We start from the raw sequence: 21,084 nt of genomic DNA, 5'->3' as shown, positions 1-21,084 counted from the left end.
GCGGCAGAGGTCGCTTACACTGGCGGCATGGCAACTTACCGCATCTGCCTCATCGAGGGCGACGGCATCGGTCACGAGGTCATTCCCGCCGCGCGGCGCGTGCTGGAGGCCGCCGGGCTGGACGCCGAGTACGTGACCGCCGAGGCCGGGTACGAGTACTACCTCGACCACGGCACCAGCGTTCCTTCAGAGACCTACCACGCGGTCGAGAACACGCACGCGACCCTCTTCGGTGCGGCGACCAGCCCCAGCGGCGAGAAGCCGAAGGGCTTTTTCGGGGCCATCCGTCACCTGCGCCAGAAGTACAGCCTGTACGCGAACGTGCGCCCCACCCGCACTCGCCCGGTGCCCGGTGCCTTCGAGAACGTGGACCTCGTGATCGTGCGCGAGAACACGCAGGGCCTGTACGTCGAGCAGGAGCGGCTGTACGGGGACACCGCCATCGCCGACACGGTGATCACGCGGGGGGCCAGCGACCGCATCGGACGCTACGCCGCCACCCTCGCCCTCAAGCGGCGGCAGAAGCTCACGGTCGTCCACAAGGCCAACGTCCTGCCCGTCACGCAGGGCCTCTTCCTGAACACCATCCTCGAACACACCGGGACCGTGGAGGGCCTGAACACGAACACGATGATCGTGGACAACGCGGCGATGCAGCTCGTCCGCAACCCCGGTCAATTCGACGTGATGGTGATGACGAACATGTTCGGAGACATCCTCTCCGACCTCGCCGCCGGGCTGGTGGGGGGGCTGGGCATCGCGGCGAGCGGTAACATCGGCGACCAGTTCGGCATCTTCGAGAGCGTCCACGGCTCGGCCCCCGACATCGCCGGGCAGGGCATCAGCAACCCGACGGCGACCATCCTCGCCTCGGTGCTGATGCTCGACCACATCGGAGAGAGCGACGTGGCCCGCCGCATCGACAACGCCGTGAACACGGTGCTCACCGAGGGGCCGCGCACCCGCGACCTCGGCGGCACGGCGGGGACGAAGGAGTTCACGGACGCGGTGATCGCCAAGCTTTGAGGGGCAGGGGGAGCGACCAGCGAGTTTTCTTGATTGCCAGGCCCGTTCACCCCCTCCCAGCCTCCCCCCTCAAGGGGGAGGAGCTAAAAGAAAGGGACCGGAGGCAGGCTGTCCGGTCCCTTCCCCTTGCTCCTCGACCTCTCGACTCCTCGACTCTCCCGCTCAACGCTCCCAGAACGGTGGCGGCTCGATGCCCAGCGCCCGCAGATACACGTACCCCTGCCCCCGGTGGTGAATCTCGTTGTCGATGGCGTACAGGGCCGCGTCGAGCGCGAGCATAACGCCCCAGAAGAGGGTTTTCTCCTCGCCGTAGCGGGCGGGCGGAATAGTGGGCAGGCCCTCGTCTATCTTCGCCGTCAACTCGTCCCATGCGGCGAGGAGGGCCGCCCGGTCCTGCGGTTCCGGGGCGGACGAGTCGGGGTTCGGCCACTCGTCGCTGACCAGACCATCCAGCATGTAGGCCGACACGTTGTATAGCTCCCACGCCAGCGCCCCGAAACTCCGCATGGGCGGGGCCGCCGTGAAGGTGAAGAGCTGATCCTCCGGGAACGCCTCGATCATGCGCCGGGTCAGGCGGCGGTGGCCCTGCCAGTGGGTGAGGAGGTGCTCGGGCGTCAGCAGGGCGGCGGGCTGGGCGGTCGCGGTGGCCTGGGTCATGGTTCCTCCGTCGGGAGCCTCGGGCTTCCCACCTCCAGGGTAGGGGCAATTCCCGTCAGGACCTGTCGCTTTCCCGTGGCACACTGGCCCCATGTACGACCCCTCCATGCGGGTGCTCACCGTCCTCGAACTGCTCCAGGCCCACGAGCGGGTGACGGGCGCGGAGCTGGCGCGGCGGCTGGAGGTCAGCCCTCGCACGGTGCAGCGGTACGTGGCCCGCTTGCAGGATTTGGGGATTCCGGTGGAGTCTACGCGGGGCGTCGGGGGCGCGTACCGCCTGAAACCCGGCTTCCGTCTCCCGCCCCTGATGTTCGCGCCGGAGGAGGCGCTGGCCCTCGCGCTGGGGCTGCGGGCGCTGCACCACCTGGGGCTGACCGCGCTGGCCCCGGCGGTGGCGGGGGCAGGGGCCAAGCTCGCCCGCACGCTGCCCCACGCCCTGCGCGACCGGGTGGGGGCGCTGGAGGACGCCGTGCAACTGGATACCCTGCCGTGGACCGTGCCCACCGACGCGGCGGTCCTCGCCTGCCTGCTGGGGGCGATGCAGGCCGAGCGGGTCGTGGCCTTCGCCTACCGCTCGCGCACGGGGGCCGACACCCGGCGGGAGGTGGAGGTCTACGGGGTCGTCCACCTGGAGGGCCGCTGGTACGCCGTGGGCCGCTGCCGCTGGCGGGAGGCGCTGCGGAGCTTCCGCCTCGACCGCATCCTAGACCCCACCGAGGGGGAGGCCACCTTCACCCGTCCGCCCGGCTTCGACGCGCGGGCTTACCTGCGTTCCACCCTCCCCTTCGTCCACGCGCCCCACGCGGTGGAGGTGTGGCTGGACCTCGCGCCGGAGGAGGCCGCGCGGCGCTTCGCCCCGTGGCGCGTGACCCTGGACCCCGGCGGAGAGGGCGGGGGAACGTGGCTGCGCTGCACGCGGGAGTATCTGGAAGAGTTCGCGGCGCTGCTGCTCGGCCAGGGGTGCGCGGTCGTCGTGCGGGAGCCGCCGGAGCTGCGGGAGGTGTTCGGGAGGCTGGCGGACCGGGCGAACGCCGCCCGCCTCGCCCCGCCCGTGCGGGAAGGGCGTGGTAGGCTCCCCGCTTGAGATGCGGGCCTCCTTCACAGTTGTCTTCAGGGCGTGGTTGGGAAGTTTCCTGGGAGCGTTTGGGAAGTCGCCAGTCGCCAGTCGCCAGTCGCCGGAAGGGGCGGGGGGAAGTCAGCCCCTGTTCGTCAAGCGGTCGAGGAAGACAGGAACTCCCGTCTTGCCGCCGCTCAACCTCGCTGGAGAATGGGAAACGGTTCCCAGCCGTATTTTGACGGACCAATATCCCCTCAAGTCCCGGAGCCGCGCGTGACGGTCCTCTGCGCGCTGCTGTCGTGGTTCTTGGTGGGCCTGTTCATTCGGCTGAGCCGGGCGCGCGGGTGGGGCCAGCCCGTGCGGCGCGACGGTCCGCAGACGCACCTCGTCAAGGAGGGGACGCCCACGGCGGGCGGCGTGGCCTTCGTGCTGGCGCTCGCCGTGGTGTTCTTCCCCCTGTACCTCACGGGCCGGGCGGGTGACGGGCGCGAGCTGCTGCTGATGCTCACCGCGTTGGTGATGGGGTTGATCGGCGGGATCGACGACCTGCTCAAGATTCGCTCGCGGATGCTGGGGCGCGGCAAGAAGGAGTTGCTGGCCCGCGAGAAGTTCCCGCTGCAAATCCTCGTGGCGCTCGCCTTCGCCTTCTTCGCCGCGCCGCTCGCCAGCCACGAGGTCCTGCCAAATTTCGGCCTGGTGCCCGACATCGTGCTGCTGACGCTCGTGATGGTCGGCTCGGTGAATGCCTTCAACTTCACGGACGGGCTGGACGGACTGCTCGCGGGCGTCGCCATGATCGTGCTGCTGCCGCTGCTGGCGCTCTCGCCCGTCTCGGCGCTGCTCGTGGCCGCGCTGCTGGGCTTCCTGTGGTTCAACGCGCACCCGGCGCGGGTGTTCATGGGCGACATGGGGAGTCACGCCATCGGGGCGATTGCGGCGGGCGCTTACGTGCTGTACGCGGACGTGTGGCTGCTGCCCCTCGCGGCGATCATCCCGGTGGTGGCGGTGCTGAGCGTCGTCCTTCAGGTCGTGTCCTTCCGCACGCGGGGCAAGCGCATCTTCAAGATGAGTCCCATTCAGCACCATTTCGAGCTGAGCGGCTGGCCGGAGACCCACGTGACGCTGCGTTTCTGGGTGGTGACGGCGGTGGCGACGGCGGCGGTGTGGTGGGTGCTGGGGGGAAGACCGTAGCGGAGGAACACGGCGGTTGGATGTTGTCTTGTCATGGACGCGTTGAAGAGATCATTTCAGTCAGGCCAACTGTCATTCTCCAAGTAGAAACGGACGACTTGATCTACCTCCTCGTTTGTCGGTGACGGATGGAGAACTTTGAAGTAGTAGGCCAGCTCGCCAAAGGGCATGGCCTCGACATAGCCCTATGCTGTAAATTCCTCAGCAGTGGCGTTATATAGTTCGACGCTCGTATAGTTAATTTCAAGCAACATGTATTTTGGCGCACCTGAATCAAATTCGTTGAACCAAACGTTCTGAGCCACAACAGACTCGTCTTCCTCCAGAAGACTCAACGCGTTCTCGAAGGTCTTTCTGAAAACAATTCGACTCATAGCCGCCTTTCTGATGCCGTTAAATGACTACAGCACTACTCTACCAGTGGGACGACACGTTCAAACCGCCAAATGAGCAACCGTAGAGCTAGTGAGTTAGGCCCGAGCTTCTGTCTCCCTTCTCTTTCCTCTTTCTACTCCCCACCGATCCCATACACTCCTCCCGTGTTCCTCAGTCTCCCCTCCCTCCTCGCCCGCCGCGCCCATCTGCCCAGCGAGGGAACGACCGTCTACCGGGCCGCGCACACGACCGAGACGGGCGGGCGGTTCACGCTGGACGTGGCGGGGGATGTGGGGGTGCTCAGCCTGTATGTGGAGCGTTCTCCAGAGGAAGAGAAGGAGTTAGCAGCAGCCTGTGCGGAGGCGGGCGGCTTGGCGGGCGTCTACCTCAAGCGCCGCCCGGTGGAGGCCCGGCACGCGGCGAATGTGGCGCGGGAGTGGCTCTCGCCATCGGAGTCCATTTGGGGTGAGGCTCGGCCCGAGGTCGTGGGGCTGGAGAACGGCGTCCCCTTCCTGATCCGGCCCGGCGCGGACCTGAGCATCGGCCTGTTCACGGACGCCCGCCCGGCCCGCGCATGGGTGCGGGAGAACACACCGCCGGGAGGCCGGGTGTTGAACACCTTCGCCTACACCTGCGGCTTTGGGCTGAACGCGACGTTAGGAGGCGCTGGCGTGGTCAAGAACGTGGACCTCTCGCGCAAGGTCCTCGCGTGGGGGCAGGAGAATTACGCGCTGAGCGGCCTTTCAGCGCCCGATACCGACTTCCTGTACGGCGACGTGTTCGACTGGCTCGCGCGGCTGGCGAAACGCGGGGACACCTTCGACCTCGTGATTCTCGACCCGCCGTCCTTCGCGCGGGGGAAGGCCGGAGTCTGGCGGGCGGAGCGGGATTACGCGGAGTTGGCAGTTGCAGCGGCAAACGTGACCACGCCGGGCGGTCGCCTCCTCGCCATGACGAACCACGCGGGGCTGACAGCGGGCGCGTTCGAACGTCAGGTTGTGGCGGGGCTGGCGCGGGCGGGTCGGTCGGCCCGGCTGGACACGCAGCTCTCCCCCGGCGAGGACTACCCAGGCGCGACTCACCTCAAGGCGCATGTCTGGACGCTGGACCCTTAAGCTGCCCCCATGACGGCGACCGTGACGGCGGTGAGCGTGAGCGTGACCCACAGCTTCAGCAAGGCCAACCGCCCGAGCATCCGGCTGCTCGCGGGACTCGGGGTGGAGGGCGACGCGCACGCGGGCACGACCGTTCGGCATCGCTCGCGGGTGGCGGCGGACCCCACCCAGCCCAACCTGCGGCAGGTCCACCTCCTCCACGCCGAGTTGCACGACGACCTTTGGGCGCGGGGACTGGAGGTGTCTGCCGGGCAGATGGGCGAGAACGTCACCACGCGGGGGCTGGACCTCCTCGCCCTGCCACGGGGGACGCGGCTGCACCTCGGGACGGGGGCGGTGGTGGAGGTGACGGGGCTGCGGAATCCCTGCGCCCAACTGGACGCCTTCCGGCCCGGACTCCTCACGGCGGTGCTGGACCGCGACGAGGGGGGCCAGCTCGTCCGCAAGGCGGGCATCATGGGCGTCGTCCTGCACGGCGGAGAGGTCAAGGCCGGGGACGGAATCGAGGTCGAGTTCCCGCCCGAACCGCATCATCCGCTCGAACGGGTCTGACCCGCTCGTCTCGGCCCGAAGCGTGATTGAACAGTCGTCTCGATGGTTTCGGCAGGGAAAGGACCAGAGTCTCCCCGGCCCTTCCTCATTGCGGGGGCGGGGACGGGGGAACGGGCACACCGTCGGCATACAGCGTGTCTCACCCAAAAACTTTTCCCAGACGGGCTTTTCGAACTGTGTGGAGCGGTCCTCTTCCCGCACCAATTTGCATCAAAACCCGGCGGGCGTGACGGACGCGCGCCACTGCCGGGTTAGAATACGGGGCGTGCAGGAACTTCGTGCCTCCCAACCCATCGCGCGTCCCCGCGTGCTCACCGCGCGGGGTGGGGTTCAGAGCGTGGTCGGGGAGTGGCGGGGGCAGGAGGTGTTCGTCAAGACCCTGCTGGCGGGCACCCCGGAGGCGACCCTCCGCTTCGGCCACGAGGGCGAGATTGCCGCCTCACTCGACCACCCGCTCGTCGTGCCGCTGCTGGCGCGCACGCCCCGGCAACTGATCTTCCCGTTCGTGCCGGGCCGGACCCTGCGCGAGGTGATCGAGGACGGCCCCCTCTCCACCGACGCGGCGCTGTGCGTGGTGAGCGGCGTCCTGCGGGCGGTGGGACATCTCCACGCGCGGGGCGTGACCCACCACGACCTCAAGCCGGAGAACGTGCTGCTCCGGGACGACCGGGCGCGGGGCGAGGCCGTGCGGCTGGTGGACTTCGGGATGAGCCATTCGCGGGCGCTGCCCAGTGACATCCACGACGGCACCCGCATGGGCACCCCGCACTTCATGGCCCCCGAGCAGTTCCGGGGCGTGCGCGGCGACCCCCGCAGCGACCTGTACTCGGTGGGCGTGCTCCTCTTCGACTGTCTGGCGGGCCACCCCCCCTACGAGGACGCGCTGGGCTGGCTCGTCGGCCTGAGCGACGACCTCGCGCCCCTGCCCGGTCCGCCCGAAGTCCATCCCATCATGCGCGCCGCCCTGCAACGCGACCCGGAGGACCGCCCCGCCTCTGCCGGGGAGATGCTCGCCGCGCTGAAGAACGCCGAGGACGCGCTGAGGCCGCCCGACCCCTGCCCGCCCCTCACATGACCCTGCTCGCCTTCAGCGGCCACCGCTTCCTCGCGGAGGAGACGATGCGGGGGACCCTCACGGCACGCGGCCTGAGCGTGCGCGACCTGCCCCGGCTCGCGGGCGAGGAGGTGACGGCGCAGGCGCTGGCCCCCCTCCTCGCCCCCGGCCTCTTCGGGGACGGCGGGGTGATCGTGGACCTCGCGGGCGTCAAGCCGGATAAGGCTTTGCTGGAACTGCTCGCTTCCGCCCCCGTCACCGTCGCCGTGCTGGACGAGGCCCCGCCCGCCACCCGCCTCAAGCTGTACGAGTCGCGCGGCGAACTCCACCCCTCGCCCGCGCCGCAGAAGGCCGGGGAGGTCGCCGGATGGGTGACGCAGAGGGCGCGGAAGTTGGGCCTGAAGCTTGACCGGGACGCCGCCGCCTACCTCGCTGAAGTGTTCGGCCCCGACCTGACGGGCATCGCGGGGGAGCTGAACAAGCTCACGCTGCTCGACCCGCCCCACACCGCCGACCTCGTGCGCCGGGTGGTGGGCCGCGAGCCGCCCGGCGACTCCTTCGCCCTGCTCGGGGCCGCGACGACCGGGCACCCCGGCGAGGCCGTGACCCAACTGCGCCGCCTGCTCGCCGGGGGCGAGGACCCCTTCAAGCTCCTCGGGGCCGTGGTGTGGCAATACAGCCTCGTCGCGCGCTGCGTGGCGCTGATTCAGGAGGAGGGGCGCGTGACCGAGGCCGCCGCCGCCAGTCGCCTCGGCGTCAAGCCCTATCCGGCGAAGAAGGCGCTCGACGTGGCCCGCCGCCTCTCGGAGGACCGGGTGCGCGGCCACCTCGCCCGCATCCTCGACGCGGACGTGGCGATGAAACGCGGGCTGGACCCCTCCGCGACGCTGGAACGGCTGGTCGTGCAGTTGAGCGTGTGAGGCGTTGTTCCTCCTCCCCCCTTGCGGGGGAGGCCGGGTGGGGGGTGACAAGCGAAGCTTGCCCTCGTTCTTCGTCTTGACTCCCCCTACACCCGCACGAGGAAGGCCGACTCGATCACGTCGAGGTCGCGGATCGCCTGAAGCTGCTCGGGCGTCAGGCCGTCGTCCAGCGTGAGGGTGAAGAGGGCCTGCCCACCCTTCTCCGCGCGGCCCAGCGCCATGCCCGCGATGTTGACGCCCCACGTGCCCAGCAGGTTGGAGAGCTTGGCGACCGCGCCGGGTCGGTCCTCGTTGGAGGCGATGAGGATGAAGCCCTCCGGCGCGAGTTCCACCCGGAAGTTCCGAAGCCGGGTGAGGCGCGGGCTGCGGCCAAAGACGGTGCCGCCGACCGTGCGGGTGCGCTGCTTCTCACCGGGGACGCCGCTCGTGACCTTGACGATGACCTCCGTCTGGTAGTCGGGGCTGTCGGTCTCCTCGCGCACGGCGAGGTTCAGGCCGCGCTCCTTCGCCAGCGCGCGGGCGTTGATCAGGTTGGGGCGCTCGTCGGTGCTGCCGCTGAGGTAGCCCACGAGCACCGCCGTCACCACGGGCGCGGGGTCGGCGGGGAACTCGCCCCGGAACGTCACCTCCAGGTCGTTCGCGCCGGGCAGCAGTTGCGCGAGGATGCGCCCCAGCTTCTCGCCGAGGTCGAGGTAGCCGCCCAGGGCTTCGAGCGTCTTGGCGTCGAGCGCCGGGGCATTCACCGCGCCCCGGCTCACGTCGCCGTGGAGGGCGGCGAGCACCCGCCCCACGATCTCCGCCCCCACCCGCTCCTGCGCCTCGCGGGTATTCGCGCCCAGGTGCGCGGTGATGCCGAGATTAGGAGCATCAAGGAAGACGTGACCCGGCGCGGGCGGCTCCGCCACGAACACGTCCACCCCCGCCCCGAAGAGGTGGCCGCTCCGCAGCGCCTCCACGAGCGCCCCCTCCTCCACGATGCCGCCGCGCGCCGCGTTGACGACAATGGCACCGGGCCGCAGCAGCGCGAGTTCCCGCGCGCCGATCATGCCGTTCGTCTCCTCGGTGAGCGGCGTGTGGACGCTGAGGAAATCCACTCCGGCCAGCAGCTCGTCCAAGCCAGCGGCGCGGGCCACGCCCAGGCGCTCGAACTTGCTCTCGGGAACGTAGGGGTCGTAGGCAACCACGTTCAGCCGCAGCCCCTGCGCCCGGTCCGCCACGATGGAGCCGATGCGCCCCAGGCCGACGATGCCGAGCGTCTTGTCCTTGAGTTCCACGCCCAGGAACTTGCGGTCCCACTCGCCCGCGCGGGTCAGGCGGTCCGAGCGCGTCAGGCCCCGCGCGGCGGCGAGCAGGTGCGCCAGCGCGAGTTCCGCCGCCGAGACGTTGTTGCTCTCGGGCGCGTTCAGGACGAGGATGCCCCGCCGACTGCACGCCTCCAGGTCGATGTTGTCCACGCCGACGCCGCCGCGCCCGATCACCTTCAGGCGCTCGCCCGCCGCCTCCAGCAACTCACGGTCCACCCGCGTCCGGCTGCGGGTGATGAGGGCGTCGTAGCCCGGCAATCGGCGCAACGTCTCCTCGCGGGGGAGGTTGCCCTCGTAGTCGATCTCGAATCCGGCATGGGTCAGCTCTCCGGGGTTCATCTCGTCGCAGATCAGGACGCGCAAGGCGGGGCGTTGGTCGGCCACCGCTTCACTGTGGGCGGGGAGGGAGGCGGTCATGCGGTCAGGGTAAGCCCGCCGGGCGCGTGCGGGCGGGAATTGGCTAGGGCAACGGGCGGGGGCGGACTGAGTAACGAGGTGGAAGAAGGTCGGTTCAGTGAGGACGCAAGACATCGTACCTTGAGGCATGAATGTCCCCGCTCCTCGTAGAACACGACCAAATGCTGTGAACGAACGGGACTTCGCCACACTCCTGGCGTTCCTCGAACGGGGCGAACTCGGTCCCGTCAGACCAGGTATGACGCGTAGCCAGGTGGTTGATGTTCTCGGCCAATCGACAGACACGAGTAATCCGCGAGCAGTGCTTCCACCCTTTGAAGTCCTTGGGTATGGGCCTTGGCTGGAACTCACCTTCAACGATGGCATCCTGGAGTACCTCAGCCTGCGGTACAAGTGGCAGCGATGGCGACATAGGCACCTGCGGCTGCCCGGCGTTTTTGCGGCACCGTGGGCATGGAAGGTATCAACGTGGAGTTACAGCCGCTTCCGCACCCTTCTCCATACGCGGGGCTTCGGCTACCGCCTCACCGAATGGGACGACGGGAGCGCCACGGTGGGGCTGCTCGCCGGAGCGATCATCTTTGATCATATAAGCAGCATGGGATTGCACTCGATCAGCCACTCAGCGTCGAGCAACCGAATACAGATGAAGCAAACGAGATGGTTGGCACCGCCACAGCCCCTGCGCTGGAGACGCCCTCCCTCCTCTTCCCTGCAAGACACGCCAGCGTGACGGCTGTTTCTTAAAACTGACTGGGACATATCGGCCCCAAGCTGCCTCCCCCTCTTCGGGGGACTGGATTTTATTTTTAGGCATGCCTAAAATATGGCATGTCTGTCCCGCCCCCCTCTTCCGACTCGGTTGCCCTGCCCCCAGACCCGGCGCAGAGCTTCGACGCCCGCATGACCCAGCGGGCCACGGAAATCCTCGCCCGGCCCGCCCAACGGCGGGGGCTGGCGCGCGTGCTGCCGTTCGTCGGCCCGGCGGTGGTGGCGAGCATCGCGTACATGGACCCCGGCAACTTCGCCACGAACATTCAGGGTGGGGCACAGTTCGGGTACACGCTGCTGTGGGTGATCCTGGCGGCCAACCTGATGGCGATGCTGATTCAGAACCTCAGCTCGAAGCTGGGCATCGCGTCGGGAAGGAATCTGCCGGAGGTCATCCGCGAACGCTGGCCCCGGCCCCTCGTGTGGTTCTACTGGGTGCAGGCCGAGATCGTGGCGATGGCGACCGACCTCGCGGAGTTCCTGGGGGCGGCGCTCGCCATCCACCTGCTGACGGGGCTGTCGCTGATCTGGGGCGCGGCCATCACGGGCGTCATCACCTTCTGGCTGCTGACCCTCCAGCGCCGGGGCTTCCGCCCTCTGGAGATCGCCATCGGCGCGTTCGTCCTGATCATCGGGATGGCGTACCTCGTGCAGTTCATCATCGCGCGGCCCGGCGCGGAGGCGTTGCGCGGCTTCGTCCCCTCCTTTCAGGGCGTGGACAGCGTGTATCTCGCGGTCGGCATCATCGGCGCGACGGTCATGCCGCACGTGATCTACCTGCACTCGGCGCTGACGCAGGGCCGCGTGCCCACCCGCACGGACGAGGAAAAGCTGCGATTGTCGCGCCTGAACCGGGTGGACGTGGTGGCGGCGATGGGCTTCGCGGGTCTCATCAACATGAGCATGCTCGCGGTGAGCGCGGCGACCTTCTTCGGCAAGGGCGTGGAGAACGCCGGGGACCTGACGGTGGCGTACCAGACGCTGACGCCGCTGCTGGGGTCCGCCGCCGCCGTCGCCTTCGCCATCGCCCTGCTCGCCTCGGGTCTGAGCAGCAGCGCGGTCGGCACGATGGCCGGGCAGGTCATCATGCAGGGCTTCGTGAACTTCAGCATTCCGCTGTGGCTGCGGCGCACCATCACCATGCTGCCCGCCTTCGCCGTCATCCTCGCGGGGCTGGACCCCACCCAGACGCTTATCCTCTCGCAGGTCATCCTCAGCTTCGGCGTGCCCTTCGCGCTCGTGCCGCTGCTGCTCTTCACCGCCCGCCGCGACGTGATGGGCGTCCTCGTCAGCCGCCCGGTCGTCACCTTCCTGGGCTGGACCTTCGCCCTGCTCATCATCGGGCTGAACGGGTATCTGCTGTGGGGGGCATTCTTCGGGTAGACGACGGGGGGAGGCGTCGGGGGGAGTCGTCATTTGCGTTCACCACGGGGCAGGTGAGCTGCCACAGTGCAGGGATGGAACGCCGCCTCCCTGAAGCCGTGCGCGAACGAACGCCGGTCGAGAAACTCGTTTGGTTGTATGTGAGGCAGTACCCCGGACAGCACAGCGTCGCCAGCCTGGACAAGGCGCTGGGCGTTTATCCGGCCCGTGCTCTGAATGCCCTCGTGGACGCCGGTCTGCTGATCGAGGAAGAGCCGCCCACTCGCATGAAGGGCGGCAAGTATCGCGCCATCCTTCCCTCTCCCGAAGAGGCGGCAGCGTGACCGACCTGGACCCGGTGGCCGCCGGAATTGCCGAATTGCTGGAGGAATCCGGCCTGCCGACCGAGCGGGCACACGCCCTCGCCGTGCAGGCCGCCCACCTGTGCCGCCCCGTCTCGCCCGGCCTGGCGTGGGGGCGGCTCTTTCCCTCCGAGGTGCCGGGCATCTGGCAGCGGGCCACCCGCTCCGGCACCCGCCGCCTCGTGCTGGAAATCGTCGCCGGGGCCGACCACCGGGAGGACGACACGGGCCACGTGACAGTGAGCGTGCTGGAGACTGGCCGCTGGCCGGACTGGACCGACGAGCATACCCGGCAGCAGGCGGCGACGGACATCCTGATTCACCACCAGATGCCCGAGCTGGACGGATACGGCCTGGAACCGCCGATTGGGTGGACGCCCGAGGACGGGGACCCGGACGCCGACCCTCGACTCTTCCGCTCCCGCGATCCGAACGAGTTGAACTGACGGCTCCCTACAGGCTCACGTCCCGTTCCAGCGCCTCCCGCAAGCGTCTCCGGTACTCGGCCCCGCCCACCTCATAGATCCCCAGACGGGCGAGGTGCGGATTCTGAATCTGCGCGTCCAGCAGCGAGAAGCCCCGCGCGTACAGGTGCGCCGCGAGGTGGACGAGGGCCGCCTTGCTCGCGTTCGGAAGGCGGTGGAACTTGCTCTCCGCGATGAACGCGCCGCCGAGCGCCATGCCGAGAACGCCTCCCGCCAGCTCCCCGTCCCGCCAGACCTCGAAAGAGTGGGCCAGCCCCGTCCCATGAAGGTGCGTGTACAGGTGCGCGAGCGGCGGGCTGATCCACTCGCCGTCGCGCCCCGGCGAGCCGGGCAGGAGGCCCCGGCACCCCTCCACCACGTCGGGAAAGGCGGTGTCCACCCGCACCTCGAAGCGGCCCAGCTCCCGCCGCAGCCGCCGCGCCACGTGCAATCCCTCCGCTTCGGTGAGCGGCACGAGCGCCCGCCGCTCCACCGTGTACCACTCCACGCCGCCGCCGTTGTCCATCAGGAAAGCGCCCCCCACATACCCCCGCGCGACCTCACGGGTCAGGGGGTCGGGGTGGTGGAGGAAGAAAGAGGCCTGTGGCATGTGGCTCGTCGCTTGTGGAGGAGAGGAGGAGCCTCTACGGGCCACAAGCTACACGCCACGGGCTACCTCGGGTACAACACCGCCTGCGTACACCGGAACAGCGCCATCACCCGTCCCGCCTCGCTCCTCACCTCGGCGTCCCAGACCTGGGTGGTGCGCCCGGCGTGGACGACGCGAGCCTCGCAGGTGACGACCCCCTCGCGGGCGGTGGAGAGGTGGTTGCTCTTGAGTTCGATGGTGGTGAAGCCGCTCGCGCCCTCGGGCAGCAGCATCCGCGTGCCGTAGCCGCAGGTCGTGTCCGCCAGCGCGACGACGGACGCCGCGTGGAGGAAGGAGTTGGGGGCGAGGAGTTCCCGGCGCACGGTGAACTCACTCCGGAGCAGGCCCCGCTCCGCGTGGGTAAAGCGGATACCGATGAGGCCGGGCAACAGGCCCTCACCGAAGGCGTCGAGTTCCTGAAGGGTGGGAAGGTCGGGCATGGTGGGTAAGCTATCAGCCGTCAGCCGTCAGCCGTCAGCCGTCAGCCGTCAGCCGTCAGCCCTGAGAGGTGAAGGCTCCGGCTCTCGCGTTTCCCTTGCTGGCTGCTGGTCGCTGGAAGCTGGCCGCTCTACCTCGGCCACACCCGGTTGATCCATCCCAGCGGATTGGTGCCCTCTCCGCGCACGCGCATTTCGAGGTGCAGGTGCGGCCCGGCGCTCAGGCCCGTGGAACCGACCTCACCGATCTTGTCGCCGCGCCGGACCCTCTGGCCGACTTTGGCAATGACCCGGCTCTGGTGGAAGTACAGGCTGGTCAGGCCCGCACCGTGATCGATAACGACGAGGCCGCCGCGCACCGGGTAGCGGCCCGCGATGACCACGGTGCCGTCGTTGATGGCGGTGACGGGCGTGCCGACGGGGGCGGGGTAGTCGGTGCCGTAGTGGTACTGGACGGGGCCGCCCGCGACGTAGGTGCGCGGCTGCCCGAAGGCGCTGCTCTGCGCCCGCACGGCGACGGCGGGCTGGAAGGGCCGCGACCAGACCTGGGGGGTGCGGCGGCTGTAGGCCCGCTCCACGGCGGCGTCCTCGGCCTTGCGTCCGGGGTCCTGAAGCTTGTTGCTGATGGCGGGAGGCAGGTTGAGGTACTGGATGGTCTGGGTCAGGCCCGTGACGGGAATGCTGCCGCGCACCTGATCGCCCCCCACCCGAATCTCGTACACGACGGGCGTGGTCTTGCCCAGCACCACGCGCCCCAGCACGACGAACTCCCCCGCCGCGCCCGTGGGCGTCAGCCACTCCTCGGGGCGGCGCACATCCTCGCCGACCTCGCTGGGGAACCGGACCGTCGCCTGCCCCGCACGCGGCCCGCTCAGGCGCAGCACGAAGGCGTCGCCCATCCGCAGCGAGGTGGGCGCGACCACCGTCACGCCCGCGACCTGCGCCGTCCCCACGGGCACCGGGCCGGGCAGCGGGGCCGAGCCGGGAGCCGGGGCGGGGGTGGCCGTCGTGGGGGACTGGGTGGGCGTTGGAACCGTTGGAGCCGCCGCACCCGGCAGTTTCAGCGTTTGCCCCACCTCCAGCGAGGTGTTCTTCAACCCATTGAGGCGCACGAGTTCCTCCACGGTCGTGCCGTTTCGGCGCGCGATGCTGTAGAGGGTATCGCCGGGTTTGACGGTGTACGCGCCCGCCACACCCAGCAGGAGTGCGGCGGCGAGCAGGAGGGAACGGGGGGGCATAAGGAGCAGAATAGCCGCATCGGGGAGGCAAGGTCTACCGTGGCGCTGGCCCAGCGGCGTGCGCCCACACGCGCAAATGTGGGTGCTGGATTTATCCCTGCCCCGTATCGAGCACCAACGTCACCGGGCCGTCGTTCGTCAGGTCGAGGGTCATATGCGCCCCGAAGACGCCCTCCCCCACCGGGACGCCGTGGGCGCGCAGGGCCGCGTTGAACTCGGCGTAGAGGGCGCGGGCCTGTTCGGGCGGGGCGGCCCCCGTGAAGCCCGGACGGTTGCCCCGCCGGGTGTCGGCGTACAGGGTGAATTGGCTGACGCTGAGGACCCCACCGCCGATGTCGAGCAGGCTGAGGTTCATCCTGCCCGCCTCGTCGCCGAAGATGCGGAGCTTCACGATCTGGGCGGCAAGTCGCCGGGCCGTGTCCGCCGTGTCGTCCGGGGCCACCCCCAGCAGGACGAGGAAGCCGGGGCCGGTCTCGCCCGTCACGCGGCCCTCCACCGTGCAGCTCGCCCGCGTCACCCGCTGGAGCACCGCCCGCATTCAAGTCCCCCTCACTCAGTTACCCAGCCGGGCGCGCAGGCTGCCGATGGCGTCGGTCAGGAGTTCCGCCTCGGTGAAGTCGAGGTTGCCGCGCGTCTTCTCGGCGAGCATGGTCAGCAGCCGCAGTGAGCGTTCGGCGGTCTGCCGCGCCCGATTGCTGTCGAGCAGGCCGTCGCGCGAGGCGCTGGCGGTGGCGGCGTTGAGGTCCCCCAGCGCGGCCTCGGCGGTCGCCTGGAGCGAGTTGATGAGTCCGACGAGTTCCTGGTTGGGCATGGGGGGCAGTGTAGGCCGTGGAGCCGGGTGGGGGAATCTGCCTGACCGCCTCTGCCGCGAGGGGCGAAGGCGTGTCGGGCCTGGGCCTCTGTCCCCATTCCCCAACGCCTACAACGTCTTCTCCATAAAAACCCAGTACCCGCGCAGAGGCTCCGGCACCTCGCTTTCGGGGTACATGACGACTTTCCCGAAGCCCATTTCGCGGTACAGGGCGTGCGCGCCCCTCCACGACACTGGGCTTTCCAGCAGAAGTCGGGCATAGCCGATGGCGCGGGCCTCCCGGATGGCCGCCCCGAACAAGGCCCGCGCGACGCCCCGCCTGCGGTACTCGTCCCGCACGTACATCCGTCTGATCTGTCCGGCGTCCCCCCGCAGCCGGGTCAGAAAGATCATGCCCGCCAACCCGCCATCCGCCTCGGCGAGGAAGAGGCCCCCGTCCGGGGGAAAGTAGATGTTCAGATGCTCCATGTCGCCGGCGATCATCCTCTCCACGTCCAGCCTGATCTGGAACTCGCCCTGAAGCTGCGCGTTGACCCAGGCAAAATATTCGGACTCCAGCTCCCGAACGCGCCCCTCGTGTGCCCGGTCGATGATTCGCGTGATCTGCGTGGCCATTCCCCGCACCCTAGAACAAAGTCGGCTGATCGCCCTCCGGCAGGGCAGACGCGGCCAGCCCCTCCGGCTCCTTCTCGCCCCTCAACACGGCGGCGGCCTCGCGGATGTCGCGCCATGTCAGGCTCCTGGGGCCGCCGGGAGCGCGGGTGTCGTGGTGGAGCAGGTAGGCGGGGTGGAACATCGGCATCAGCAGGGCCTCGTAAGTGCCGCCCTGCCCGTCGTCGTGGCGGTAGGGGTGCCAGAGGCCGCGCACCCCCGTGATGCCGGGACGGGTGCCGAGGAGATACCCGGTCGGCGTGTTGCCCAGGCTGAGGATGACGCGCGGGCGCAGGAGTGAGAGTTGCGGTTCGAGCCACAGCCGGGTACAGGTGGCCGTCTCGTCGGCGTGCGGCGTGCGGTCGCCGGGCGGGCGGCACTGGACGACGTGGGTGAGGTAGGCGTCCTGCCGGGTCAGGCCCACGGCAGCGAGGATGCGGTCGAGGAGTTGCCCTGCCCGGCCCACGAAGGGCAGGCCCACCCGGTCCTCCTCCCCACCCGGTCCCTCCCCGACGATGAGGAGCCGCGCCGCCGGATTGCCGTCCGACACGACGACCTGTGTGGCACCGGGGCGCAGCTTGCAGGCCGTGCAGGCTCTGGCGCGGGCCTCCAGCGCGCGTAGGGCCGCCATGTCCGCCACGGTCACGGGATCGCCTCCTGACGTGGGAACTAGTTCGCCGCCGCCGTGCCCGCCGCGTCCAGCCGGGGCCGTTTGCTCCGGGCCTCCCGCCGGGTCTTGGGGTCGAGGCCGACGAGGAGGAAGAAGTTCTCCAGCGCGTTCTCGCGGCCCTTCACGTCGGCGTGGTCCGGCTCGGGCGTGCCCGTCACGAAGGGCAGGCGGCGGTACAGGTCCAGCGCGTACTCGATGACCTCGTCCGGCGCGTGCTCCCCGGCGTGGGCGCTCAGCTCGGCGTACACCTCGCGGCGGCTCTCCGCGTGCAGGAGGAAGGCGTCCGGGTGGGGCGTTTCCGGCGCGCGCAGCATGTCCTGGCGGGCGATGCGGCGGTAGTGCTTGAGACCTTGCAGGATTTGGTCGGTGGTCATCGGTTCCCTCATGGCTCCTCCGGCACAGGTGACGCGGCGCGACCCGGTAATGCCGCTGAGTATAGGTGGCCGGGCATGGCCCTTCCCCACGCTCCACCTTCATGAGTAGGATGAGATCTGTAACCCCCTCTGGAACACCTTTTTAGGCGTGTGAGACGCTGCCCTCGTCCCACGACATCGTGTGAGGTCGTTTTTGAGAAAATTGAGTCTGAGACAAATTCCACGCTTTTCTGACGCCCCCATCAGGAAGCATAAACAACGTATAGCTGCATAAATAATGTCACTTCTCTCAAGTATGAAGGGCAAATAAAATAAAGACGGGTTAAACTTCTCCCCGACGATGAATGCGCTCCGAATCCTCCTGACCCTCACGGCCCTGACGAGCGGGGCTTCCGTGGCCGCTCCCTACACCGTGAAGGCCGGTGACACGCTCTACAGCGTCGCGCAGAAGTTCGGCATGGAGCCGGTGCAGGTGATGCAGCTCAACGGGCTGCCCAGCCCCACCCTTCAGGTCGGTCAGACGCTGGAAGTGGGCGGCGCGGAGGCGGCGGCTCCAGTGACGGCGACCACGGCCCCGGCTGCTACGCGTCCCGCCCCACGCCCGGCGGCCCCGACCGCCACGCTGCCGAAGGCCACGCCCACGCCCGCCCCGCAGGCCGCCGCTCCCCGTGGGGGCAGCGCGTTCATCCGAACGGCGGCGACCCGGTTCCTCGGCATCCGCTACGCGCTGGGGAGTGCGGGCGGGCTGGACTGCTCGGGCTTCACCATGCGCGTCTTCGGCCAACTCGGGGTGAGGCTGCCGCGCACCGCCGCCGCCCAGTGGAGAGCGGGCGTGGGCGTGAGCCGCCGCGACCTGCGGGCGGGCGACCTCGTGTTCTTCAACACGACCGGGCGCGTCGCCAGCCACGTCGGCATCTACCTCGGCGACGGCCTGATGGCGAACGCCAACTCCTACCGGGGCCGCACGGTCATCGAGCCGCTGTTCGGCAATGCGTACTGGGCCAACCGCTACGTCGGGGCGCGGCGGATTCTGAGCTGAGGGTCTGACGGGCGGACCGTCTAACCGTCCAACGGTCTAACCGTCAAAGGGGAAGGGGAGGAGCCACCGAGTCGGCTTCCTCCCCTTCCTTCGCTTTGACCTACTGTCTGATGATCTCGGCGTCTTTCGGGAGGGCTTTGAGGGCGGAGACGGTCAGGCCGCTGTTGACGCGGTAGTTCGTGACGTTGAGATCGGCGAGGACCCGGTTGCCGCTCCCCACGAGTTGCACGCGGGTGGGACGCCAGCCCGCCTCGGTGATCCAGACGCGGGCGCGGTCGGTGCTGGCTCCGCTCTTGGGCGTGGCCTCCAACTGGTAGACCTTGCGGCCCGCCACGGTCGTGGTGCCGAGCAACCTGACGTTGTAGGTGCTGAGCAGCGTCGCGGCGTTCGTCAGGCCCGTGAAGTCCAGCCCGCCCAGACCCGCGCTCGCGGTGGCCGTCTTGGTCGGCGTGACGGTGATCTGGTTGGTCAGGAAGAGGTACTGGCGCACCTCGTTCCGGTCGGCCACCACCACGTTGTCCGCGAGGGCGTCGGGGGCCGTGAACTGGATGCGGGCGACGTTCTGCGCGGGGATGCTCTTGACGGTGAGATCGATCCTCTGGGCGGCGGTCTCCAGCGTGGCGCTGCCGCTGAGGCGGAAAGTCACGTCGCGGGCGGCCTTCTGCGCGGCCTCCACGCGGCTGAGGATGTCCTGGGCGGTCTGTGCATGGGCACCTGACGCGAGGAGGGCCACGGTCAGGAGGGGGAGGGTCTTCTTCACGTTCGCAGTCTCCCACCGCCTCTCATGAGAAGGGCGGGCGGACGCTGACGAGGGGTTCACGGCCCCGCTGGGCCGCCGATTGGCCCGTCACCCGGCCCCTCCTCGGGCGGGCCGCCGAGCGGGAAGGTGTAGCCCACCCGCGCCCCGAAGCCGGTTGCCCCACCTTGCAGCCTTCCGCCCCGCACGTCCACGCTGAGGGTGCCGCTGCCGGTGGGAACGCGGACCTCGGTGCCGACGCGCAGGGGCGCGCTCGCCGTGCGCCACGGCTCGTAGGCGACGTAGACCTGGGCGAGGCTGCCCTCCCCGAGGAGGTCGGGGGCCTGGACACTGCCCACCGCGCCCCACGTTCCCAGTCCGGCCAGCGCGTCCAGCCCCAGCGTGAGGCCCGACTCCGCCGCGTAGGTGACGCCGCCCGTCACGCCGAGGATGTCCCGGCCCGCCCGCGCCCCCAGCCGCAGGGTGACGGCCCCGGTGCGCTCGGTGGCGGGGTCGGCCTCCGGGTCGTCGCCCTCGGCGGGGGGCAGGACGCGGGTGAGGTCGCGCCGCCACTCCACCCCCGCCCGCGCGTGGGGCTGCGCGCCGAGTTCGCTGCCCGCCACGGCGACGAGCGTACGACTGACCCGATACCGCGCCGTCAGGTCCGCGTTCGCGCCGTGTGCCCGCAGGTCGGTCGGGGCGAGCGTCCACGCGGCGAGGGGGTCCACCGCCGTCGCGTCCGTGGTGAAGAGGGTGCCGCCCACGTTGAGGGCGACCGGGCCGAGGGTGCCGCTCACGCGCGAGGCGACCCGCACTCCTCCCCGCCACGTCACGGCGGCGTCGGCACCCGCGCTCACGGCCCCAGCAAGGGGAACGGCGAGGCCCTGCGTGACCCCGACCTCCAGCGCCCGGTTCGACACGCTCGCGGCGAGGCTCCCCCGTCCCAGCGTCACGTCGCTCACGCCGAAGCGCACCATTCCGCCGTCACGGAGCGACACGCCGCCGCTGCGGTACGTCACGCCAAATTCCAGATTCACGGCACCCGCCGTCCCGCCGCTCACGAGGGCGAGGGTCGTCAACAAGGCTTTCATGGGGGCAGCGTAGCCGGTTTGGGGGGAGGGGTTAGGAGTTGGTGCGGTCCTCGTGTCTTGCTCCGGCTTTCGACCTCCCCGGCGCAAAGCGGGTAACGTGGGCCGCATGAGGCGTCTCCTGCTCGTTCCGCTGCTCGCTCTCGGCTTCGGCGCGTGTGCCCCCCGGCAGGCCGTTCAGGTGCCCACCTTCGAGGTGGAGCAGGTGCGGCTGACGAGCCTCACACTTCCCAGCGGTGCAAGTCCCGCCGTGGCGAACCTGACGCTGCGGCTGCGGGTGGGCAATCCCAACGCGGTGCCCGTGCGCCTCGCCAACTTCGCCGCCCGGCTGTTGATCGACGGGGCGGACGTGGGCCGCCTCGACCTGCCGAACGTGAGCCTGCCCGCGCGGGGCAGCACGCTTCAGGACGCGAACCTCGCCATTCCCGTCACGCTGGGCACCGCCGGGGCCTTCCTCAAGGTGGCGCGCGGCACGCAGGTGGCCTACCGGGTGGACGGGACCTTCACCGCCGACCTCGGCGTGCTGGGGCGGCCCACCTTCGGGCCGTACACGCTGGCGCAGGGGGTGTGGCAGCAGGCGGCGATTCTGCCGTTTTGAGGAGCGGCCAGCTTCCAGCGACCAGCCGCCAGCCTCTAACTGTACTTCGGGGATATTCAGGGAGGGGACGGAGAGGCCAGCATCCGAGATGCTGGTCTCTGTGCTATGGCTCGTCCTCTTCCTCGCTGGACCCGACACTTCCCCACTTGGTTTGCGCCCTTCCTGA

At 69.5% G+C, this 21,084-nt stretch carries 24 protein-coding genes; 12 read left to right on the top strand and 12 right to left on the bottom strand.

Features of this window, described 5'->3' with window-relative positions; genetic code table 11:
- Positions 1 to 27 precede the first annotated feature (27 nt).
- Positions 28 to 1,026: an isocitrate/isopropylmalate dehydrogenase family protein gene (locus V3W47_RS17290; RefSeq protein WP_331826476.1), complete on the top strand. Its 999-nt coding sequence runs from the start codon at positions 28 to 30 to the stop codon at positions 1,024 to 1,026.
- Positions 1,027 to 1,188: 162 nt separating this feature from the next.
- On the opposite strand, the gene V3W47_RS17285 is transcribed toward V3W47_RS17290, so the two are convergent.
- On the bottom strand, positions 1,189 to 1,683 hold the full coding sequence (locus V3W47_RS17285; RefSeq protein ID WP_331826475.1) for a DinB family protein: 495 nt from the start codon (positions 1,681 to 1,683) through the stop codon (positions 1,189 to 1,191).
- Positions 1,684 to 1,774: 91 nt separating this feature from the next.
- On the opposite strand from V3W47_RS17285, the gene V3W47_RS17280 reads away from it, so the two are divergent.
- The 6 genes from V3W47_RS17280 (at position 1,775) to holA (ending at position 7,947) form a co-directional block, all read left to right on the top strand.
- Entirely contained in the window at positions 1,775 to 2,767 is a 993-nt protein-coding gene (locus V3W47_RS17280; protein ID WP_331826474.1) for a helix-turn-helix transcriptional regulator, read from the top strand.
- 246 nt (positions 2,768 to 3,013) lie between these two features.
- The gene (locus V3W47_RS17275; protein WP_331826473.1) at positions 3,014 to 3,931 is read left to right on the top strand and encodes a phospho-N-acetylmuramoyl-pentapeptide-transferase; all 918 of its coding nucleotides are present in this window, start codon (positions 3,014 to 3,016) and stop codon (positions 3,929 to 3,931) included.
- A 539-nt stretch (positions 3,932 to 4,470) separates the two neighbouring features.
- A complete protein-coding gene (locus V3W47_RS17270) occupies positions 4,471 to 5,421 on the top strand; it encodes a class I SAM-dependent rRNA methyltransferase (protein ID WP_331826472.1) in 951 nt (316 codons plus the stop codon).
- A gap of 9 nt (positions 5,422 to 5,430) precedes the next feature.
- The gene (locus V3W47_RS17265; RefSeq protein WP_331826471.1) at positions 5,431 to 5,973 is read left to right on the top strand and encodes an MOSC domain-containing protein; all 543 of its coding nucleotides are present in this window, start codon (positions 5,431 to 5,433) and stop codon (positions 5,971 to 5,973) included.
- Between the two features lie 265 nt (positions 5,974 to 6,238).
- Positions 6,239 to 7,048 (top strand): serine/threonine-protein kinase, encoded by an 810-nt coding sequence (locus V3W47_RS17260; RefSeq protein ID WP_331826470.1) that lies wholly within the window; start codon positions 6,239 to 6,241, stop codon positions 7,046 to 7,048.
- Positions 7,045 to 7,947 (top strand): DNA polymerase III subunit delta, encoded by a 903-nt coding sequence (holA, locus tag V3W47_RS17255; RefSeq protein WP_331826469.1) that lies wholly within the window; start codon positions 7,045 to 7,047, stop codon positions 7,945 to 7,947. The genes V3W47_RS17260 and holA overlap by 4 nt, the downstream gene beginning before the upstream one ends.
- An 86-nt stretch (positions 7,948 to 8,033) precedes the next feature.
- On the opposite strand, the gene serA is transcribed toward holA, so the two are convergent.
- Positions 8,034 to 9,668: a phosphoglycerate dehydrogenase gene (gene serA, locus V3W47_RS17250; protein ID WP_331826467.1), complete on the bottom strand. Its 1,635-nt coding sequence runs from the start codon at positions 9,666 to 9,668 to the stop codon at positions 8,034 to 8,036.
- A gap of 903 nt (positions 9,669 to 10,571) precedes the next feature.
- Here serA and V3W47_RS17245 point away from each other — a divergent pair.
- The 3 genes from V3W47_RS17245 to V3W47_RS17235 all read left to right on the top strand — a co-directional run bounded on the left by V3W47_RS17245 (position 10,572) and on the right by V3W47_RS17235 (position 12,609).
- Positions 10,572 to 11,822 (top strand): Nramp family divalent metal transporter, encoded by a 1,251-nt coding sequence (locus V3W47_RS17245; RefSeq protein ID WP_331826504.1) that lies wholly within the window; start codon positions 10,572 to 10,574, stop codon positions 11,820 to 11,822.
- 74 nt (positions 11,823 to 11,896) lie between these two features.
- Positions 11,897 to 12,145, top strand: coding sequence for a hypothetical protein (locus V3W47_RS17240; RefSeq protein WP_331826466.1), 249 nt, complete (start codon positions 11,897 to 11,899; stop codon positions 12,143 to 12,145).
- The gene (locus V3W47_RS17235; RefSeq protein WP_331826465.1) at positions 12,142 to 12,609 is read left to right on the top strand and encodes a hypothetical protein; all 468 of its coding nucleotides are present in this window, start codon (positions 12,142 to 12,144) and stop codon (positions 12,607 to 12,609) included. Before V3W47_RS17240 ends, V3W47_RS17235 begins: the two co-directional genes overlap by 4 nt.
- Before the next feature lie 7 nt (positions 12,610 to 12,616).
- On the opposite strand, the gene aat is transcribed toward V3W47_RS17235, so the two are convergent.
- The 8 genes from aat to V3W47_RS17195 all read right to left on the bottom strand — a co-directional run bounded on the left by aat (position 12,617) and on the right by V3W47_RS17195 (position 17,469).
- Positions 12,617 to 13,237 carry a leucyl/phenylalanyl-tRNA--protein transferase gene (gene aat / locus V3W47_RS17230; protein WP_331826464.1) on the bottom strand — a complete coding sequence of 207 codons (621 nt, stop codon included), beginning with the start codon at positions 13,235 to 13,237 and terminating at the stop codon, positions 12,617 to 12,619.
- 62 nt (positions 13,238 to 13,299) lie between these two features.
- Positions 13,300 to 13,716: a PaaI family thioesterase gene (locus V3W47_RS17225; protein WP_331826463.1), complete on the bottom strand. Its 417-nt coding sequence runs from the start codon at positions 13,714 to 13,716 to the stop codon at positions 13,300 to 13,302.
- A gap of 128 nt (positions 13,717 to 13,844) precedes the next feature.
- Positions 13,845 to 14,951, bottom strand: a complete 1,107-nt coding sequence (locus V3W47_RS17220; protein WP_331826462.1) for a LysM peptidoglycan-binding domain-containing M23 family metallopeptidase — start codon at positions 14,949 to 14,951, stop codon at positions 13,845 to 13,847.
- Between the two features lie 91 nt (positions 14,952 to 15,042).
- Positions 15,043 to 15,489, bottom strand: coding sequence for a D-aminoacyl-tRNA deacylase (gene dtd / locus V3W47_RS17215; RefSeq protein WP_331826461.1), 447 nt, complete (start codon positions 15,487 to 15,489; stop codon positions 15,043 to 15,045).
- Between the two features lie 15 nt (positions 15,490 to 15,504).
- Positions 15,505 to 15,762: a DUF1844 domain-containing protein gene (locus V3W47_RS17210; protein ID WP_331826460.1), complete on the bottom strand. Its 258-nt coding sequence runs from the start codon at positions 15,760 to 15,762 to the stop codon at positions 15,505 to 15,507.
- Positions 15,763 to 15,870: 108 nt separating this feature from the next.
- A complete protein-coding gene (locus V3W47_RS17205) occupies positions 15,871 to 16,377 on the bottom strand; it encodes a GNAT family N-acetyltransferase (protein WP_331826459.1) in 507 nt (168 codons plus the stop codon).
- Between the two features lie 10 nt (positions 16,378 to 16,387).
- Complete coding sequence (locus V3W47_RS17200) at positions 16,388 to 17,044, bottom strand: uracil-DNA glycosylase (RefSeq protein ID WP_331826503.1); 657 nt, start codon at positions 17,042 to 17,044, stop codon at positions 16,388 to 16,390.
- 38 nt (positions 17,045 to 17,082) lie between these two features.
- A complete protein-coding gene (locus tag V3W47_RS17195; RefSeq protein WP_331826458.1) occupies positions 17,083 to 17,469 on the bottom strand; it encodes a hypothetical protein in 387 nt (128 codons plus the stop codon).
- Positions 17,470 to 17,797: 328 nt separating this feature from the next.
- Between V3W47_RS17195 and V3W47_RS17190 the strand changes: the two genes are divergently transcribed.
- Positions 17,798 to 18,496: an NlpC/P60 family protein gene (locus V3W47_RS17190; protein ID WP_331826457.1), complete on the top strand. Its 699-nt coding sequence runs from the start codon at positions 17,798 to 17,800 to the stop codon at positions 18,494 to 18,496.
- Positions 18,497 to 18,596: 100 nt separating this feature from the next.
- Here the strand turns inward: V3W47_RS17190 and V3W47_RS17185 are convergent, their stop codons facing one another.
- Positions 18,597 to 19,256, bottom strand: a complete 660-nt coding sequence (locus tag V3W47_RS17185; RefSeq protein WP_331826456.1) for an outer membrane lipoprotein carrier protein LolA — start codon at positions 19,254 to 19,256, stop codon at positions 18,597 to 18,599.
- A 56-nt stretch (positions 19,257 to 19,312) separates the two neighbouring features.
- The gene (locus V3W47_RS17180; RefSeq protein WP_331826455.1) at positions 19,313 to 20,323 is read right to left on the bottom strand and encodes a hypothetical protein; all 1,011 of its coding nucleotides are present in this window, start codon (positions 20,321 to 20,323) and stop codon (positions 19,313 to 19,315) included.
- A 106-nt stretch (positions 20,324 to 20,429) separates the two neighbouring features.
- Here V3W47_RS17180 and V3W47_RS17175 point away from each other — a divergent pair, with 106 nt between their 5' ends.
- Positions 20,430 to 20,918, top strand: coding sequence for an LEA type 2 family protein (locus V3W47_RS17175; protein WP_331826454.1), 489 nt, complete (start codon positions 20,430 to 20,432; stop codon positions 20,916 to 20,918).
- Positions 20,919 to 21,084: the final 166 nt, after the last annotated feature.

It is taken from the genome of Deinococcus sp. YIM 134068 (assembly GCF_036543075.1).
In the GTDB taxonomy this organism is placed as follows: Bacteria; Deinococcota; Deinococci; order Deinococcales; family Deinococcaceae; genus Deinococcus; species Deinococcus lichenicola.
This window is presented reverse-complemented; position numbering and strand designations above follow the sequence as displayed.

Coding starts and splice junctions, on each gene's coding strand:
- V3W47_RS17200 (WP_331826503.1), bottom strand. CDS start 17,044: ATGGCGGCCCTACGCGCGCTGGAGGCCCGCGCCAGAGCCTGCACGGCC.
- holA (WP_331826469.1), top strand. CDS start 7,045: ATGACCCTGCTCGCCTTCAGCGGCCACCGCTTCCTCGCGGAGGAGACG.
- V3W47_RS17210 (WP_331826460.1), bottom strand. CDS start 15,762: ATGCCCAACCAGGAACTCGTCGGACTCATCAACTCGCTCCAGGCGACC.
- V3W47_RS17220 (WP_331826462.1), bottom strand. CDS start 14,951: ATGCCCCCCCGTTCCCTCCTGCTCGCCGCCGCACTCCTGCTGGGTGTG.
- serA (WP_331826467.1), bottom strand. CDS start 9,668: ATGACCGCCTCCCTCCCCGCCCACAGTGAAGCGGTGGCCGACCAACGC.
- dtd (WP_331826461.1), bottom strand. CDS start 15,489: ATGCGGGCGGTGCTCCAGCGGGTGACGCGGGCGAGCTGCACGGTGGAG.
- V3W47_RS17190 (WP_331826457.1), top strand. CDS start 17,798: ATGAATGCGCTCCGAATCCTCCTGACCCTCACGGCCCTGACGAGCGGG.
- V3W47_RS17265 (WP_331826471.1), top strand. CDS start 5,431: ATGACGGCGACCGTGACGGCGGTGAGCGTGAGCGTGACCCACAGCTTC.
- V3W47_RS17205 (WP_331826459.1), bottom strand. CDS start 16,377: ATGGCCACGCAGATCACGCGAATCATCGACCGGGCACACGAGGGGCGC.
- aat (WP_331826464.1), bottom strand. CDS start 13,237: ATGCCACAGGCCTCTTTCTTCCTCCACCACCCCGACCCCCTGACCCGT.
- V3W47_RS17290 (WP_331826476.1), top strand. CDS start 28: ATGGCAACTTACCGCATCTGCCTCATCGAGGGCGACGGCATCGGTCAC.
- V3W47_RS17240 (WP_331826466.1), top strand. CDS start 11,897: ATGGAACGCCGCCTCCCTGAAGCCGTGCGCGAACGAACGCCGGTCGAG.
- V3W47_RS17280 (WP_331826474.1), top strand. CDS start 1,775: ATGTACGACCCCTCCATGCGGGTGCTCACCGTCCTCGAACTGCTCCAG.
- V3W47_RS17195 (WP_331826458.1), bottom strand. CDS start 17,469: ATGAGGGAACCGATGACCACCGACCAAATCCTGCAAGGTCTCAAGCAC.
- V3W47_RS17285 (WP_331826475.1), bottom strand. CDS start 1,683: ATGACCCAGGCCACCGCGACCGCCCAGCCCGCCGCCCTGCTGACGCCC.
- V3W47_RS17225 (WP_331826463.1), bottom strand. CDS start 13,716: ATGCCCGACCTTCCCACCCTTCAGGAACTCGACGCCTTCGGTGAGGGC.
- V3W47_RS17180 (WP_331826455.1), bottom strand. CDS start 20,323: ATGAAAGCCTTGTTGACGACCCTCGCCCTCGTGAGCGGCGGGACGGCG.
- V3W47_RS17175 (WP_331826454.1), top strand. CDS start 20,430: ATGAGGCGTCTCCTGCTCGTTCCGCTGCTCGCTCTCGGCTTCGGCGCG.
- V3W47_RS17245 (WP_331826504.1), top strand. CDS start 10,572: ATGACCCAGCGGGCCACGGAAATCCTCGCCCGGCCCGCCCAACGGCGG.